Consider the following 15,657-nt stretch of genomic DNA (forward strand, 5'->3'; position numbering starts at 1 on the left):
TTGCCGTCAGTCTATTTTTGCCGGGCACCACGGTCATTGATCGCAGACAAGCCAGACCGGCTTTTGCTGACCCTGAAAGCGCTCAGTGCAGTTCGGACGTGTCGGCGCGGCGAAGCTGCCAGGTGCGCCAGTGCGTCGGGTGGACATCGAGAATCTCGCCCGTCAGCGCATTCGCCCAGCCGCCGGGCAGCCGCTGGCAGGGAAAGACCAGAGCGTGAATGCCGTCATCATCGAGGACGGCAAGCTCGATATCTTCTTCGAACGGAGCTTCGACGACCAACCGCCACATCACCGACCCTCCCGACGATGTATGCGCGTCGACCGGACGGAGGCCGTTGTTTCCGCCTACCCCGTTGCCGGACGGCAATCGCTCAATCGATGTAGAAAACCATGTTGCCGTTACGGGCACGCCATGCCCAGAGAATCTGGCTGGGCGACACCTTCTTCGCCTTCAGCTGCTCGACGAGCCACTTGTTGGACCGGATCGCCGAGCGGATCTGCGCCACCTGCTCCGCGCTTCCCGGCGACGGATGGTGGCCTGTCTCCTCCTGCATGCGATAGCTGACGACGGTGAAGCGCTTGTTGTGAAAAGTCTTGATCGACGCCGGCAGATTGTCTCCCCAGTTCATCCGCCGGTATTCCTTGCGGGTCTGTGTCGAGGTCTGCTGCGCAGCGGCGGGCACGACGATCGACGCCGCACTCAAAATGGCGATAGCAAGGGCAAACTTCCCATGTTCCTGCTCCTCAGGTGGCGTGAACCCATGCAGCTCAGAGTAACGGAGCAAAGGCGCAAAGGCATTGAGCCGGATCAATGGTTGAGAGGCTGAACGAGGGCCGCTTTCATGGCTGAAAGGCCCGCAGGGTAAGACCAATAGAGGCTACGCGATGCTACATCTATCCGTCAGAGAAGAAGAGTAGTCTCGCGTCATCGTTGAATGGGAGAGCCGCCGGGACACCTGTCCCAAATCGTAGGGCGAGGGGAATATCATGGCTACCAGCACGAAGGCATTGGACATTGCCGATCGCGGGTCCGTCGCCCCTCACCTATCGAGGAAGCCTCTGTTTGCGGAGACGCTCGCCCAGAAGCAGATGGACCGCCCGCCCCCTGGCGGCCCGTCTGCGGACTGGCTGCGAAATCTCTACGGCCATGTTCCCGACGCCGTCTTCGTCATCACATCCTGCCATCGGATCTCAGCCTGCAATGGCGCCGCAATCGCCCTGCTCGGTTACCAGGAAGAGGAACTGATCGGCCAGAAGATCGACTTCGTCTGGTCGTCGACGCCGGGCGTCCGGCTCAAGGCCCGCTGGGCAAGCCAGGGCGCCATGCGCGCCGGTATCGCAAGCACTAAAGACGGCGCTCAGTTTCCCGCCGCCTTGACGATCGTTCGCGAACAGGGCTTTGCAGCCGCAATCCTCGAGGACTTCCGTACCGAGCATGAGACGTTGCAGCAGGTTCGCGAGCTTCAGAGCGAAATGGCGCGCCTCGCGCGAACGGTTGCGCTCGGCGACATGACGCCGGCGCTTGCCCATGAGCTCTCGCAGCCGCTCTCCTCGATCCTCGCCTATTCGCAGGGTTGCGGGCATCTGGTGAGCGACGACGGCTGCGAATTCGCGGCACTCAGGGAAGCCTTGTCCGAAATCACCCAGCATGCGCTCTGGGCCGGGACGATCGTGCAAAGCATCCGCGAATTCGCTGGCCGCGGCGCCGGCGAGAAGCGGTTGGAATCGATGCATGCGCTGATCCGCGAAGCCGCAGCACTTGCCCTTAGCGGCCTGGCGCGGAAGGATCTCCGGATCGATTTCCAGCTCGATGCAAAGAGTGACGCCGTCATTGCCGATCGCGTGCAGATCACCCAGGTGCTGACCAACCTGTTGCGCAATGCCGCGGAAGCCGCCGACGGGGTTCAGGAGCCCGAGATTACTGTGACGACACGGAGCGCCGATCGCACGCGTCTCGTCGTCGAGGTCTGCGACAACGGCTGCGGGATTGCCGCCGAAATCGAAACAACACTGTTTCATCCTTTCGTGAGCAGCAAGCCGCGCGGCCTCGGCATGGGGCTGGCGCTCTCCAAGCGGATTATCGAGGCCCATGGCGGGCGCATTACGGCCCGACGGGGATTGCAGGGCGGCTCGGTACTTTCCTTCTCGCTACCCATCGTGGAGATCGGCCAGAATGGCAAACGACCTTACGATCCATCTCGTCGATGACGAGGAGGCACTCAGGCGGTCCCTGACCTTCATGCTTGTTTCCGCCGGCTTTGCGGTACGTACGCATAGTTGCGCGCGTGCCTTTCTCGATCTGCTGCCCCTCTCCGGAAGAAGCTGCCTGGTGACGGATCTGCGCATGCCCGGTATGGATGGCATCGAGCTGATCGGCCAACTGCATCAGTTCCGCATGGACATCCCCACAATCGTCATCACCGGGCAGGGCGACATTGCAGCCGCCGTTCAGGCAATGAAGGCGGGCGCTGTCGACTTCCTCGAAAAGCCGGTGAAGGAAGAGGCGCTGATAGCAGCCATTCATGCGGCGACTGGACAGGCACGTCCAAGCCGCGCAACGCAGGGACCCGACAGCGTCACCGCCAGGCTGGCGCAATTGACCACCCGCGAGCATCAGGTTCTCGTCGGCGTGCTCGATGGCCTGCAGAACAAGATGATTGCCTATCATCTCGGCATCAGCGCCCGCACGGTCGAGGTCCATCGCGCCAACGTCATGGCCAAGATGGGCGCGCGCAATCTGGCAGAACTGATGCGCATGGTCATCGCGACCGGCGTGGCCGCCTATCCCCTCGAAGGCCGCAAGGCGACGCCAGCCAACGGCTGGCCGAACTAGCGCAAGCAACTCCGAAAGCAAATCTTGCAACCAACGGCATGTGCGATATGATGCCTTAGACAATGCTTAAGTAATTGCATGATCTTGTGTTGTAGGGGCGATCATGACGAGTGCAAGAGCGACTGCCTTTAGCCGTCTTGGGCCGACGGCTGACGAAATCTGCGAGCAGGTCGAACGAATTCTCGCCAGCGAGGAGTTCCACGCGGCCAAGCGCGGGCGAAGCTTTCTCGAATTCGTCGTCAACGAAACGCTGGCCGGACGGTCGGAGTTTCTCAAGGCCTTTACAATCGCCAATGTGGTCTTCGGCCGGGAAGCCTCGTTCGACCCGCAGAACGATCCCGTCGTGCGCATCGAGGCCGGCCGGATCCGCAAGGCGCTCGAGCGCTACTATCTCGTGGCAGGACGCTCGGACAGCGTGATCGTCACCGTCCCCAAAGGCGGATATGTCCCCCATTTCGAATATGCCACGAGCGCTCCGGCGCCGCTGCCGGTCAAGCAGTCTGAACGGGCGCCGCCGCCTCAACACGAGAGCCGCGAGAAGCCGGTTTCCGGCAGCACGCATCCGGTAAGGCTCACCCTTCTTCATCTCGGAGCATGCGTCGCGGCGCTGCTGGTGCTCTTCGCCGCCGTGCTCGCATTTCTTCTGCCCGCACGGCCGAATGCACAGGCCGCCACCGCAAGCCCGAAGGTGATGGTCGAACTCTTCGCCGAGGCCGACCGCGACGACACGCGCTCCGATATCGCCCGTGGCCTCCGGGACGACGTCATCGGCCAGCTGGCACGGTCCCGCGGCATCGTGGTCGTGGCGGATACGCTGCGTGACGACAGTATCGCCGGTGCCGATTTCACGCTCCAGGGCAATGTCCAACTGGATGGAAACAGATTGCGCGCCGCGGTCCGGCTCGTGCGCCAACAGGATGGCGCGGTCATCTGGGCCAACAATTTCGATGCCAATCTCGGCGTCCAGAACAAGCTCGCGGTGCAGGGCCAGATCGCGCAACAGATTGCCGGCGCGATCGCTGAGCCTTTCAACGCAGAGGGCATGGCCCCGAGCGCGCAGAGAGGCGATCAGAGCACCTATGCCTGCACGCTCGCCTATTACAGCTACCGGCAAAATGTCACCGCCACCAGCCACAGCGTTGCACGCAACTGCCTGCAGAATGCAACCCAGCGCTACCAGGACAATGCCACGTCCTGGGCCCAGCTATCGATGATCTATCTCGACGAGATCAGGCTTCGCTACAAGCTCGGCACCCCGGCCTCGCCGGATGCCTTGCGGATGGCGAGCAACGCGGTGAACCGCGCTGCCGTGCTGGCGCCGTCAAGCCCGCGTACGCTGCAGGCGCTGATGATGGTGAGCTTTTTCCGCGGGGATGTCGACAGGGCGCTGCAAGCCGGAACCGCAGCCTATGCGGCAAACCCTGACGATGTCGAAGTCGCCGGCGAATATGGCATCCGCTTGGCGATGTCCGGCAAGTGGCAGACCGGCTGCGAGCTGCTGTCGATCGCGCTCAACCGGGGCATCGGTTCGAAAGGCTATTACGAGGCCGGCATGGCGCTCTGCCAGCTGATGAAGGGCGATGTCGCCGATGCCGAGCAGTGGTCGCGCAAGTCCGATCTCGAAGCCAATCCCATGCACCATCTCGTGCTGCTCTCCATTCTCGGCGCCGCGGGAAAGACGGACGAAGCGCGGCAGGAGACCGATTGGCTTACCCTCCACGCACCGGGGCTGATGCGCAACATCGACGGTGAAATTTCGCTTCGCCTGCAGCGGCCGGAAGACCGGGAACGGTTCTTCAGCGGCCTACGCGCGGCAGGTGTCGATCCGGCAGCGATACCCTCGCAATAGCACTCACGACTGCGGGCGCAGACCGTTGAGCTTGCCGCTGCCGGAAATCTCCGTGACGATATCGGCCGCGATGTCATCCTCGATGTCGAGGATCGCCTGGCCATCGAGATTCCGGTCATATTGATTGGCCCATATCACGGCACCATTGGAAACGTTGATCAGCCGCACATGCAGCCGCAGGACCGTACCCTCGACAAGTGCGCCGCCTTGCAGGCTGAGAAGCAGCCCGCCGCCGTCCTGACCCGCGCGGCCGGGCGCAAGCACCACGATATCGGTAACCTTCGTCAGCCGGGCAATCACCTGATCGGTCAGGCCCTTCGCCAGGTCTTCGCCGCGCGCCGTGCCACCCAGCGCGTCAAAGGGCTCGACGGCGATCCGGACGCTGGCCGCCGTCGTCGATGCGGTCGAGAACGGCGAGGTCTTCGGTGGAGAGAGATAGGCCTCGAGCGGGCGGATGAGCGCCAGAACGGCCATCACGCCGAAGAATGCCGGAACGCCGATCGGCAGCAGCAACTGGCGCAAGCGGAGCGGAGGCTCGCCATCATGGCTCTGCGCCTTCGAGCTGCCCGGCAGGCTCATCATACGGTCGTCATTGCCTGAAAACTGCGGCGAATAGCTGCCCTTGGGGATGGTGACCCGGATCGGGTCCTGGCTGCCACAGACGAGATAGTAGCGCTCCAGCGCCCGGCGGATGCGCCCCGCCTCGATGCGGACCACGGGATCGCTCTGCGCATCGAAGGAGGCGTTGCGTCCGAACACCGCCTGCGCGATCGTATAGGCCTTCAGCTGGGCGCTGCGCCCTTCCAGCGTTTCCTCGACGATATATTGTAGGAAGCGCCGGCCGCGCTCGGGCGCATGGAATTCCGGGCTCGCGAGGATCCGCTCAAGCTGCGCACGGATGCCTTCGGGGTTCCCGGGTGCGCGGTCTTCCCCTCCGTCTACAGATGACATCGAGATCTCCGCCATATCTCCGTATCGCCTTCATCAAGGGGGCATGGCCTTATACACCCACCGCGCATTCCGGGCTTCCGTAGCAATACGTAAGGGGTTTCTCGAATACCGGAGCGAGCCGCCTTTCCCTATTCTGCGGGTCGAGATGGGGGTGATGCCATGCTTCATGACCAGACGATCGGAGACTATGCAGCGGGCGGGCGGCACTATCCACCTGCGCCAGCGAGAGACCAGCCGATCCGGCTGAAGCCCGACGAAACGATCTATAGCGAAGGCGAGCACGCCCGGGCGATCTATCAGGTCGAAACCGGCGCCGTCAGGATCTATCGCCTGACGCCAAGCGGCCAGCGCTACATCCTGTCCTTCTGCGGCAAGGGCGAATGGTTCGGCCTCGAAACCGGCAATGTCAGGACGGATTTCGCAGAGGCCGTGTGCGAGACGTCGATACGTCCCTTTCGCGCCAGCCAGAATACCGCCGCGCCCATCGACCTGCTGCATATCGCGCTGACCAACCTGGCCAAGGCGCAGCACAAACAGCTGGTCATCACCGAGCAGAGCGCGCTGAAGCGGGTCGCAGCCTTCGTCTTCGAAATGGCCGAGCGCCATCCGGGCGCCCGCGAATTCGACATGATGATGTCGCGCAGCGATATCGCCGACTATCTCGGCCTGACGGTAGAGACAGTCGCCCGCTGCTTCACGAAGCTCCGCGAAAAACATGTCCTTTGCCTGAACGGCAAGCTGCAACGCATCGTCCGCCTTCTGGACCGGGATGCACTCATCGCCTTGACGGTCTAGCCCGCCGTATCCAGGGCATTTGAAGAAGGGGATTACCTATGACGCCCGCATCCCGCCATCTCTTCCGCCAATCGGCCTGCACGCTGCTCGCCGGCCTTCTGGCACTCGCCGCCCTGCCGATCTCGACGGCGCGAGCGGAGGACAATCCCTTCGGAAAATTCCCCGTGCTGATCCAGTGCAAGCAGAACGACACCTACCATGCCTTCTACATATCGCGCGTCTCCAAGGACGGCGTCGCGACCTACGTCGCCTCCGAACGGATCGGCGGCACGATCACCCTTGGCGGCGAGGCCAAGGCCATCGGCAGCAACGCCGCCGGCAGCTGTGTCGGCAAGACGCTGGCGGAACTTCGCGCTGACGGTCAGGCCTTTGATCTGAAGCAATAGGCGTAGGCCGAATAACAAAAGCCCGCCAGAGGCGGGCTTTCCTGTCTTGCCATCACGCAGCCATCAGGCCGCCTTGCGCTTGGCTTGCCCCTGTTCGCCCGAGAAGCCGGACATCAAACCTTCGAGAATCGTCGCCTCATGGGCCAGCGCGTCGGTGGCGCTCAGCGACTGCTGCACCATCGTCGTGTTCTGCGCCGTCAGGCTATCGATCTGTACGATGATCGTATCGAGCTCGGCGAGCCCGGCTGCCTGCTCCCGCGCGCCTGAAATGATCGTTTCGATATGCCGGCTGATCTCGGCAACCTCAGTCGCGATATGGCCGAGCGCGTCGCCGGTCTGGTCTACCAGCGCGACACCCTGCTTCACGTGATCGCCCGAAGCGGTGATCAGCTGCTTGATCTCCTTGGCGGCGTTTGCGGAACGCTGCGCCAGTTCCCGCACCTCCTGGGCAACGACCGCAAAGCCCTTGCCAGCCTCGCCCGCACGGGCGGCCTCGACACCGGCATTAAGAGCCAGAAGGTTGGTCTGGAATGCAATTTCGTCGATCACGCCGATGATCTGACCGATTTCCTCGGAGCTCTTCTCGATGCGGTCCATGGCGCCGACGGCGCTGGTGACGATGCCCGCCGAGCGCTCGGCCGCTTCCTTGGCGTGGCTGACGAGACCACCGACCTTCTCGGCGACCGTTCCCGTCTGGCCGACGGTGCCGCGGACATGGGCAACTGCATTCGTCGCGCCCGCAATCGAGCCTGCCTGGCGCTCCGAACGCTCGGAGAGTTCGCCCGCCGCGGCGTTGAGATCCCCGGCCTCGCGGCGAACCCGCTGCGTGACCTGGCTTGCCTGGGTGATGACGGCTTCGAGATTGTTGGCCGACTGATTGAACGAGAGCCTGAGATTGTCGAGCTCTCCGGCAAAACGGCCATCGATACGGGTTCCCAGATATCCGTCCGACAGCTTTTCGAGCGCGCCTCTGAGGACGCGGATGGCGTGATACGTTTCTTCGGCGGCGATCCGCTTTTCCGCCTCGCGCTCGGCGCGCTCCGCATCGGCCAGCCGGTCGGCGGCCTGGGCGCGCTCGCGCGTCTCGCGTTCGCTGGTGCTGGCGTTGTTGGCGGCGTCGAGCGCTCCCTCGGCGGAGACGAATGCGTTGGAGATCGAGCTCGTCAGCGAGATCAGCGCCGCCGACTGAATGGCGACGATCGCCGCATGCAGCAGCACGCGGCCGAAATCGGAGGCTCCCGGGAAGACCAGCGCGGGGGCAACCAGATAGAGCAGCGTGTGGTGAACGATGGTGATGCCGCCAAAGGCGACGACAGCACGCCAATCAAGCCAGGCCGCGCAGATCGCCAGGACGGCGAAGAAATACATGTGTATGTCAGACTGGAGGATCGAGCCCTCGAAGGCATAGACGATCATCGCCACATTGACGGCGTGAGCCATGGACGTCACGAGCCGCGTCACCGGCCCGGTGCGATCCTGCAACCAGGAGACCGAAGTCATCGCCAAGACTGCAGCGCAGACGATGAAAGCCGTCCAGTCGAAACCATTGCCGCGCAGCACCGGCACCAGAATGGCAATGCCGGCGTTGATCCAGAGGAGCCCGAAAATAACGGGCGAGACACGCAGCCGGAAGGCATGAAGCGAGTTCATTCAGGTATCCTTTTGGAGGCAGCCCACGGCAAGGGCGTGATTGAGAACGAGAAAGGCACCGGCGGCGCTCAGTTTGCGAACGAAATCCGGGGCGCTCGAATGCGCAACGGCAATCCAGCCGAAACGTCCCGGCGCGACGAACGACCCGCCTGCCCTGCCGATCAGCTCGACGACCTGACCTTCGGACTGTCCGGGCTTGCCGACGACGAGCACGAATTCACCGCGCGGCGTCGCCAGGGCAAATGCCAGCAACGCCAGGAAAATCGCCCCATAGACGCAAACCGCAAGCAATCCGCGTCGGCCGAGCGAGGCATCGTGATAGCGCGCGTTCGAGAGGGTTGGCGTTGGCATCTTGGTTCGGATGATCGTATCTGATTGCTGGCCGGTGCCGCCTGCGGGGTTGCAAATGGCGGAGTGAAGGTGTGGATCGACATGGCCAATAACGCCGGCCGGACTGCTGCCGAACCACAACCATTCACGACAATTATTCTAAATAAGGTAGTATTAATTTAGCGTTTACGCTATTTGCAAGTATTGCGGGGTATCGGCCGCGGTTACATCAACAATACTATCGCTATACGTGCTTTCGGGTACATCTACTAAACCCACCGGCTGAATGCGACTATCGTCCCGCCGCCTGCCTCGCGCACTTGCACAACTCGTCCCTGGTCTGCGATCCGCCTCAATCAGCCGGCCCCGGTTGCCAATTCGTGCAAATCAGTTCACGCTAATCTTCATCCAATATTTGCGAGGACGTGACGATGATAACCTTGTCCGCAATCTCTGCAGTTTTGGCCCTCGCCGTCGTGTTGTGTTTCATGGCGATCGCCCCGATTGAAGCCGACGACCGGTAGCCGGCGCCGCCTTTGAGCGATATTTCAAGGCCGTTTGTCACCGAGGACGATCCCGACCGGCCCATCCGATGCCAGGATGCCTTGCAGCTTGCATTCCGCGAACTGGTGGACCACGCCGTCGATAGCGGCTGGAAGGAAGCCGAAGTGCTCGCCGGACTGCGGGAACTGGCCGAGCACCAATCCCTGGCGCTCACCTCCAGCGAGAGAACCGAAGCCCTGCTGCGCGCCTTGAAACAGCTGATTTAAGCCTCACAACGGCCCGAGAAGCCCTGTCACGCCGGCGTCACGCGACACATCGGACCCTTTGTGGTTGGATAATGCCAGAGAGCTAGTGATCCTCTTTTTTGTTGTGAGTGAGGAAGAGATGGCAAACAGACGCGCAAACAGCGTGCGTGTTCCAAGACCGACGTTCCGCCAGCGGCCGAAGGCCCCGGTCAAGAACGTCCCGCCGACACGCAGACCCGACAACGATAGCGAGACGGAGGTTCTCTACGACCTCCTGGATTATCTCGCCGAGGACGAGGACGCCCTGGCCGCTTGATCGCGCCGGAGGCTGGCCAGGCGTACAACCGCCTACTCTCGCTAAAGTATGAACGGTGGGCGCAGAGAGATAATAAGCCATTCACCACTGTTCGAAAGTATATCAGCACATTCTGACAAGACAGATTGATTTTTGCTGCCGGAGCCCGTTCTCTTGGAGAGCAATAGGGTGGGTGGCGTATGCAGAGATATCAGGTTCAACATCTTGAGAACGGAAGCTGGGCAGTCATCGACGCCAAGGATGGCCGCGCCATCGACGAACACGCCGGACAGCCGGCGAGAACGAGATTACAGGCGCAGGCCCTGGCCGATTTCCGCAACGGCATCAGCACCCCCGTCCATGAGCGCACGGCATCCCGCCTGCAAAAGCTGCGCCTCGCCTGGGGCATGATCACCGCAAAGCGCACCGCCTGAGCGGCGCTGCCCTCTCGGCAATTGTCTAGAATTTCTTCCTTGGAACAGGACCGGACTTACGCCGCGTCGAGATCGCCCGCCGGGCGATGGGCGACGAAGCGGTTTCGGCCGGAGGTCTTTGCGCGATACATGGCCTTGTCCGCCTCTTCGTAGAGAGAAGCCGACGTCGATCCGGGGCTCGCCCAGGCGATGCCGACGGATGCTCCGAGCATGATGCCGTCGCCGGCATCCCATTGCAGGGCGGCAACGATGCGTGCCGCGGCAGCTTCGATCTGGTGGATGGAGGCGCCGTTGTAGATGACGGCGAACTCGTCGCCGCCGACCCGCGATACCAGGTCGGCGTTCTCCGCCGCAGCACTCAGCCGGTTTGCCGTCTCGACCAGGCAGACATCGCCCGTCTGATGGCCGAGGATATCATTGACGCGTTTGAAACCGTCGAGATCGACGAGCAGCAGCGCGCAGCCTGTTTCCGACGCGCAGAGACCGCCGAGGCGTTCATGAAAGCGGAACCGGTTCGCGAGCCCGGTCAGGTGGTCGAAATCCGCGCGGCGGCGGATTTCTTCGAGCAGCATCACCTCTGCCGTTACATCCTGTTTCAGGCCCGAGACACGGACGGGACGGCCGTCCTCGCATTCGACGGTCGCGGTAATCCTGATCCAGCGGCGGTTACCCTTGCGGGTGACGATCTCCGCATCGAGCGAGAAGCCGCCTTGCTGCTCGATCGCATCGCTGCGCAGCCGCTGAAGCTCGAGGAGAGCGGCGGGAGAATACATGGCGACGATCTCGCTTCGCACGAGCGGCGTGCCGGGCTCGATGTCGAAGAGTTCGTAGACCATGTCGGTCCAGGAGAGACGCTCATCGGCGAGATTGCATTCCCATACGCCGATGCGGGCGGCCTTCGAGCAGCGGTCGAAGACCTGCTTGAGGTGATGAACGTCGTTGGCCAGTTCCAGCCTGTTGATGTTGCGATCGTCCGAGCGGCTTCCGATCTTCTTCACCAGGGACGACAGCAGCATCACATTCCTCTATCCGCAATTGTCTGGCACAGCCTGGCACAGATTCATTGACGCCCCGTTATCCCTCGGCAGCGCTCACGCGATCGTGGCTGGAACAAAATCGCCAGCCTCTCCGTTCATTTGCGATAGGTGAATGGAGTGGCAAATGAAGCCGGCAAGGAAAATTCTGACAGCATGCGCCGTGACTGCGGTCATTGCCCTGTCGGGCGCGCCTTCCGCCTTTGCTTTCAGGATTTCTCCTCCGGCAACGGCAGGCAGTTCCGACAACAACGCCGCGGTAGCGGCTTACTCCTCAGGGACAAGCAAGGCGGCGGAGCCGGAGAGCTGGCTGCTCTCTCCTGCCGAGATCGCGCATATCAAATGGTGCGCGCAGCGCTTCCCATCCTATAACCCGACCGACAACACCTATACGGGTCCGCAGGGCAAGGACGTAACCTGCCGCTCGCCAGGCTGATCACGGCCGCGGCCGGGACAGAACGAATGCGGCGCAGGCGAGCAGCGCAAGCCCGACTGCGACAGCAGGGATCGGCGACGGGTGCGATGTTACAAAGAAGATCGCATAGCCCGAGGCCATACCCAAAACAGCGAGAAGCTTCGACGAGTGCGAAATCGCGCCGCTGTCGCGCCAGTCCCTGAGCGGCGCACCGAACCGGCTGTTGATCAGCTTTGCCTCGAGCCTCGGCGAAGACCGGGCGAAGCACCAGGCAGCAATGATCAGGAAGATCGTCGTCGGCATCAGCGGCAGGAACGCGCCGATAATGCCGAGCGCCACCATCACCACGCCAAGCCCGATATAGGCGGCTTTGATAACCGGATTGCGCCGCGGCGCGGCAGTCGGACTTTGATCATCGGGCAAATTGCAGGCACTCCAGCGCACCCTCGATCCGGGTGCCGATGCCTTCGTCGGGAAATTCGGGATGATTGTAAAGGGGCGCGCCGGACGCAGCAGCCCTAAAAGGGAAAAGGCCGGGCGAATTCTCGCACCGACCTCCCATCATCGCCGTCAGCCGGTGCCAGTACATCCGTGGTCACCTGCGAAGCGATTTCATAGGCTTACTCTATGCCGATGCAGCGGCTTTGCAAGCGCTTGATGCTACCAATTTTGGACAGGCGGGAGTTGTCGGAGAATGCAGTTCCGGCGGTAGGCGCTCTCATAACAGAAAATGCTCAATAAGCGCCGGTTATTGGAGCCTGGATGTTTTCAAAAGAGTGGCTGAACGGCGATTATGAACTCGCCGACAAGCATCAAGGCCACTCCTCCCGGCCTTCGTCGGCGGTTCCCTCTGGAGGTTTTCGAACTCTCCCATTTGGGCCATCCACGGATGGCCCTATTTTTTTGCCGGCACTAGTGCAGGACGACCGGCTGCTCGGACCATTTGTGCGACAGCCTGAGATCGTCGAGCACGACGAGCAGTTTCTCGAATTCCACCATGATCGATCGGAATTCCTTGGCATCAGCCTCGACGATGCCGCGGGCCTTGGAGGACACAGCTTCGATGAGGCGCAGCATCCAGCCGCAGCGGCGGTCGGGCAGATCGCCCAGCACGTCGCGGCGGTAGTCCTCCAGATAGCGGTGGATATGCGCAACCAGCATGCGCCTGTCGGCTGGCGTCAGCGACGGCACGCTTTCGCTCGCGGCCTGGATAGCGGTAATGACCGGAATCGACATCTGCTACTCCCATGGTTGGGCCACAGATGTATTCGCCGGACCGGATAGGCACCACGGCACAAAGTCTGATGCGGGTCAATTTATCGCGGTCACGATATCCTGAGACGGCCGCTGACATTGCCGGCGCGGCCCGTCAAAAGGCTGGTAGCTGTTGTCTTCCGCGCGGTAAGACTGGTAGCGCGCCGCGCACCAGGACGCAGCCGCCTGGCTTTCGACAGCGCTGGGGCTGGCTGTCGCGGCAGTCTGCGTCACAGCCTCTCCGCTGCCAGCCTGCTCCGAATAGGGCGAGGTGCAACTGCGCATCTCGCCACTGAAAGCGCGGTAGCTATTGGTCGCGGGATCGTAGGAACGGTAGCGCTGCGAGCACCAGCTGAGGTGCTCTGCGGGCAAGGCCGGCTCCGCTGCGGCAGCCACCGCCGGCGCGGGATCCGGCTTGCGCGACGCGACGCTGATCTTCGGCGCATCGGTGACATAGCTCGAATAGACGGGTGCAACGCGCTGGTAATTCTGCTTGCCAGGATCGACGCGAACCGGGCTCGTCGTCCAAAGATCCGGCGCCGAGAGATCGGCGAGCTGATGCGTTTCCGATTCCGCCATGACGATCGAAGCCACGGATGCAGCCGCGATACAGCCGGCGACCGATGTCACGATACCGAATGTCAGTGATGCGACCGCGTTCATTTGCCAAGCTCCCGCTGTTCGACCGGAACGAATACCCTGCCCTGCTTCTCATCGCCGCGATCGACATTCGAAAGCAGAACGAGGATGCAGCCGGCCATCGCCATCAGGATGGCGACGATCGGAAGAACGGCGCTTGCCGATTTTGGTTCCCCGTAGATCATCCGTCTCTCCATAAGAAAAACCGGCGGCGCGAACGCCACCGGTTCAGGCCGTCAGGCCGTGATGATGTAGACAATCGTGTAGGCCGTCGGATCGACGATGACGATCCGTCCATCGGCCAGGATGAAGAAGCGGTAGGTCTGGTACTGCGGCACGATCTTGACGATCCGCGGCGGCAGCGGCTCCAGCCGGACCTTCTTCGGGATCGCGGTGCCGACCGAGACCGTGAAGTTCACTTCGCGAACCGGTTCGACATGCACTTCCTTGACGACCTGCCGGATTTCCGTCTGCTGCTCGACCGAGATGTTGACGTTGGTCGTCTTGTTGACGGTCGTATTGTTTTCGACATTGGTCTTGCTGTTGGTCTGCGTCTCGGTCGAGCCGGACGGCTTCGTGGCATCACCGGATTTCTGCGCATCGCTGCCGGATTTCTGGGTCTCGGATGACGTGCCACTCTCCTGCGAACCGGATTTCTGGGTTTCGGTCGATGGCTTGGAGCCGTCAGTGCCCGAGGTGCCGCTGGGCTTCATGCCGCCACCCTGCGCGGCACCATTGCCTGAAGCGTCCGGCTTCGTCTCACTGCCGGATTGGGCCGGCGCCGTGCCGCCTTCTGTCGAGGTGCCGGGCTGAACCTGCGCCTTGCCGCCAGCACCGTCAGTCGATGTGGAACCATCCGATCCCGCGGCCGGCTGCTGTGTCTGCTCGCCGCCGGTTGCTGCACCGGCACCGGGCTGCGAGCCCTGAGCACCGCCACTGGCATCCGGCTGCTGCTGAGTGGCGCCACCGGACTGATCGGTCTGGGCTGCACCCTTCTTTTTGATGATCGGGGCATCCTGGGCCGAGGCGGACATGATGCCGACGGGCGATACACCGATCGACAGGGCCGTCATCAGGACGGCAAGGGTCTTGGTTTTCATGACAATCTCTCTGAGTTCGGTCCGCACGAGGCCGTGGCCTCACGATGTGCGGCTGGATTTCATTTCGTGTTGAGGAATGGAGGACGCGACCTCGGCCGCGTCCGGGATCCGGTCAGTTGATGACCTGGATCACCTTGCGGGACGACGGCTCGACGATGACGCGCTCATCGTTCACGACCGCAAAGGCATATTTCGGATTTTCAGGAACCGGCGTGACGACGACGGTTTCCGGAAGAGGCTGGCCGACGACGATCTTTTCCTTGACCACGACGCGGGCCGAAGGTGCCGGTGCTTCACGGACATAGGTAACCACCTTCTGCGGCGGCGGATCGATGACCGTGCCGACAACGGCACCCGTCACGCCACCAACGGCAGCACCGACAGGACCGCCGACGATCGCGCCGGTCACGGCACCACCTGCAGCGCCATTGACGGTGGAAGACTGGGCGAGTGCAACGCCCGACATCAGGGTCGCGGCCGCAGCCACACCTACCATAAGCTTGGAGAGCATTTTCTCCTCCTTTTGTCGCTAGGCGGCCTTAATGACCGCTGCCTACCCAACCATCGGAGACGCCGCCTGTTCCGGGCATCGGACCTCAGTCCGGGGCACCCCGGACCATGGTCGGGGGTCTGGAACTGCGGCCATTTCGGCTCGTTGCTACAGGGACCAAAGGAGCCCAGTCATGAGCAGCATCCATAGACCTTCCGCCGGCCCGGTTGCGATCAATGCGTCGGTCGTCGCACTGGTCGTCTTCATGTGCGGCGTCCTCTATTTCTTCGGCGCGGCGATGTCGGGCGATACGCAGATCACCAAGAGCGTTGCCGGCGCGGATATCATCGATACACGCGATGTCCCGAACTAGGCGCCGCCGGGATGTCACGCAGCTATCTGGAATTCCTCTAGGGTAGTACCATGTCTGTCGGACACGCAGTCGACAGGTCG

Annotated in this window: 22 protein-coding genes; 10 read left to right on the forward strand and 12 right to left on the reverse strand. The window is 62.4% G+C overall.

Annotated elements, in window-relative coordinates; all coding sequences use genetic code 11:
• Positions 1-82: 82 nt before the first annotated feature.
• Positions 83-289, reverse strand: coding sequence for a hypothetical protein (locus ACQZ5H_RS15340; RefSeq protein WP_112711167.1), 207 nt, complete (start codon positions 287-289; stop codon positions 83-85).
• Between the two features lie 82 nt (positions 290-371).
• Complete coding sequence (locus tag ACQZ5H_RS15345) at positions 372-785, reverse strand: hypothetical protein (RefSeq protein WP_449098234.1); 414 nt, start codon at positions 783-785, stop codon at positions 372-374.
• 202 nt (positions 786-987) lie between these two features.
• On the opposite strand from ACQZ5H_RS15345, the gene ACQZ5H_RS15350 reads away from it, so the two are divergent.
• From ACQZ5H_RS15350 to ACQZ5H_RS15360, 3 genes are all read left to right on the forward strand, one after another.
• Positions 988-2,208, forward strand: a complete 1,221-nt coding sequence (locus ACQZ5H_RS15350; RefSeq protein WP_449098235.1) for a PAS domain-containing sensor histidine kinase — start codon at positions 988-990, stop codon at positions 2,206-2,208.
• The gene (locus tag ACQZ5H_RS15355; RefSeq protein ID WP_199628245.1) at positions 2,174-2,833 is read left to right on the forward strand and encodes a response regulator transcription factor; all 660 of its coding nucleotides are present in this window, start codon (positions 2,174-2,176) and stop codon (positions 2,831-2,833) included. The genes ACQZ5H_RS15350 and ACQZ5H_RS15355 overlap by 35 nt, the downstream gene beginning before the upstream one ends.
• Positions 2,834-2,936: 103 nt before the next feature.
• Entirely contained in the window at positions 2,937-4,682 is a 1,746-nt protein-coding gene (locus tag ACQZ5H_RS15360; protein WP_449098236.1) for a hypothetical protein, read from the forward strand.
• Between the two features lie 3 nt (positions 4,683-4,685).
• On the opposite strand, the gene ACQZ5H_RS15365 is transcribed toward ACQZ5H_RS15360, so the two are convergent.
• Positions 4,686-5,633, reverse strand: a complete 948-nt coding sequence (locus ACQZ5H_RS15365; RefSeq protein ID WP_449098237.1) for a hypothetical protein — start codon at positions 5,631-5,633, stop codon at positions 4,686-4,688.
• A gap of 159 nt (positions 5,634-5,792) precedes the next feature.
• On the opposite strand from ACQZ5H_RS15365, the gene ACQZ5H_RS15370 reads away from it, so the two are divergent.
• The gene (locus ACQZ5H_RS15370) at positions 5,793-6,428 is read left to right on the forward strand and encodes a helix-turn-helix domain-containing protein (protein ID WP_130281548.1); all 636 of its coding nucleotides are present in this window, start codon (positions 5,793-5,795) and stop codon (positions 6,426-6,428) included.
• Between the two features lie 38 nt (positions 6,429-6,466).
• Entirely contained in the window at positions 6,467-6,814 is a 348-nt protein-coding gene (locus ACQZ5H_RS15375) for a hypothetical protein (protein ID WP_449098238.1), read from the forward strand.
• Positions 6,815-6,877: 63 nt separating this feature from the next.
• Here the strand turns inward: ACQZ5H_RS15375 and ACQZ5H_RS15380 are convergent, their stop codons facing one another.
• Positions 6,878-8,464 carry a methyl-accepting chemotaxis protein gene (locus ACQZ5H_RS15380; protein ID WP_449098239.1) on the reverse strand — a complete coding sequence of 529 codons (1,587 nt, stop codon included), beginning with the start codon at positions 8,462-8,464 and terminating at the stop codon, positions 6,878-6,880.
• Entirely contained in the window at positions 8,465-8,935 is a 471-nt protein-coding gene (locus ACQZ5H_RS15385) for a hypothetical protein (protein ID WP_449098240.1), read from the reverse strand. It lies immediately after the preceding gene.
• A 395-nt stretch (positions 8,936-9,330) separates the two neighbouring features.
• Between ACQZ5H_RS15385 and ACQZ5H_RS15390 the strand changes: the two genes are divergently transcribed.
• The 3 genes from ACQZ5H_RS15390 to ACQZ5H_RS15400 all read left to right on the forward strand — a co-directional run bounded on the left by ACQZ5H_RS15390 (position 9,331) and on the right by ACQZ5H_RS15400 (position 10,272).
• The gene (locus ACQZ5H_RS15390; RefSeq protein WP_449098241.1) at positions 9,331-9,564 is read left to right on the forward strand and encodes a hypothetical protein; all 234 of its coding nucleotides are present in this window, start codon (positions 9,331-9,333) and stop codon (positions 9,562-9,564) included.
• A gap of 118 nt (positions 9,565-9,682) precedes the next feature.
• Positions 9,683-9,859 carry a hypothetical protein gene (locus ACQZ5H_RS15395; RefSeq protein ID WP_162708575.1) on the forward strand — a complete coding sequence of 59 codons (177 nt, stop codon included), beginning with the start codon at positions 9,683-9,685 and terminating at the stop codon, positions 9,857-9,859.
• A gap of 179 nt (positions 9,860-10,038) precedes the next feature.
• Positions 10,039-10,272, forward strand: coding sequence for a hypothetical protein (locus ACQZ5H_RS15400; RefSeq protein WP_199628252.1), 234 nt, complete (start codon positions 10,039-10,041; stop codon positions 10,270-10,272).
• Positions 10,273-10,328: 56 nt separating this feature from the next.
• On the opposite strand, the gene ACQZ5H_RS15405 is transcribed toward ACQZ5H_RS15400, so the two are convergent.
• Positions 10,329-11,288: a GGDEF domain-containing protein gene (locus ACQZ5H_RS15405; protein WP_449098242.1), complete on the reverse strand. Its 960-nt coding sequence runs from the start codon at positions 11,286-11,288 to the stop codon at positions 10,329-10,331.
• A gap of 181 nt (positions 11,289-11,469) precedes the next feature.
• Here ACQZ5H_RS15405 and ACQZ5H_RS15410 point away from each other — a divergent pair, with 181 nt between their 5' ends.
• The gene (locus ACQZ5H_RS15410) at positions 11,470-11,742 is read left to right on the forward strand and encodes a BA14K family protein (RefSeq protein ID WP_449098243.1); all 273 of its coding nucleotides are present in this window, start codon (positions 11,470-11,472) and stop codon (positions 11,740-11,742) included.
• Here the strand turns inward: ACQZ5H_RS15410 and ACQZ5H_RS15415 are convergent, their stop codons facing one another.
• The 6 genes from ACQZ5H_RS15415 to ACQZ5H_RS15440 all read right to left on the reverse strand — a co-directional run bounded on the left by ACQZ5H_RS15415 (position 11,743) and on the right by ACQZ5H_RS15440 (position 15,225).
• A complete protein-coding gene (locus ACQZ5H_RS15415) occupies positions 11,743-12,144 on the reverse strand; it encodes a YbaN family protein (RefSeq protein ID WP_449098244.1) in 402 nt (133 codons plus the stop codon).
• A gap of 489 nt (positions 12,145-12,633) precedes the next feature.
• On the reverse strand, positions 12,634-12,957 hold the full coding sequence (locus ACQZ5H_RS15420; protein WP_449098245.1) for a hypothetical protein: 324 nt from the start codon (positions 12,955-12,957) through the stop codon (positions 12,634-12,636).
• A 75-nt stretch (positions 12,958-13,032) separates the two neighbouring features.
• Positions 13,033-13,638 carry a BA14K family protein gene (locus ACQZ5H_RS15425; RefSeq protein ID WP_449098246.1) on the reverse strand — a complete coding sequence of 202 codons (606 nt, stop codon included), beginning with the start codon at positions 13,636-13,638 and terminating at the stop codon, positions 13,033-13,035.
• On the reverse strand, positions 13,635-13,799 hold the full coding sequence (locus ACQZ5H_RS15430) for a hypothetical protein (RefSeq protein WP_165402705.1): 165 nt from the start codon (positions 13,797-13,799) through the stop codon (positions 13,635-13,637). Before ACQZ5H_RS15430 ends, ACQZ5H_RS15425 begins: the two co-directional genes overlap by 4 nt.
• 51 nt (positions 13,800-13,850) lie before the next feature.
• The gene (locus tag ACQZ5H_RS15435; protein WP_449098247.1) at positions 13,851-14,714 is read right to left on the reverse strand and encodes a DUF1236 domain-containing protein; all 864 of its coding nucleotides are present in this window, start codon (positions 14,712-14,714) and stop codon (positions 13,851-13,853) included.
• A 112-nt stretch (positions 14,715-14,826) separates the two neighbouring features.
• The gene (locus tag ACQZ5H_RS15440; protein WP_130281566.1) at positions 14,827-15,225 is read right to left on the reverse strand and encodes a DUF1236 domain-containing protein; all 399 of its coding nucleotides are present in this window, start codon (positions 15,223-15,225) and stop codon (positions 14,827-14,829) included.
• A gap of 172 nt (positions 15,226-15,397) precedes the next feature.
• On the opposite strand from ACQZ5H_RS15440, the gene ACQZ5H_RS15445 reads away from it, so the two are divergent.
• Complete coding sequence (locus ACQZ5H_RS15445) at positions 15,398-15,577, forward strand: hypothetical protein (RefSeq protein ID WP_449098248.1); 180 nt, start codon at positions 15,398-15,400, stop codon at positions 15,575-15,577.
• Positions 15,578-15,657: the final 80 nt, after the last annotated feature.

This window comes from Rhizobium sp. 21-4511-3d, assembly GCF_053522545.1.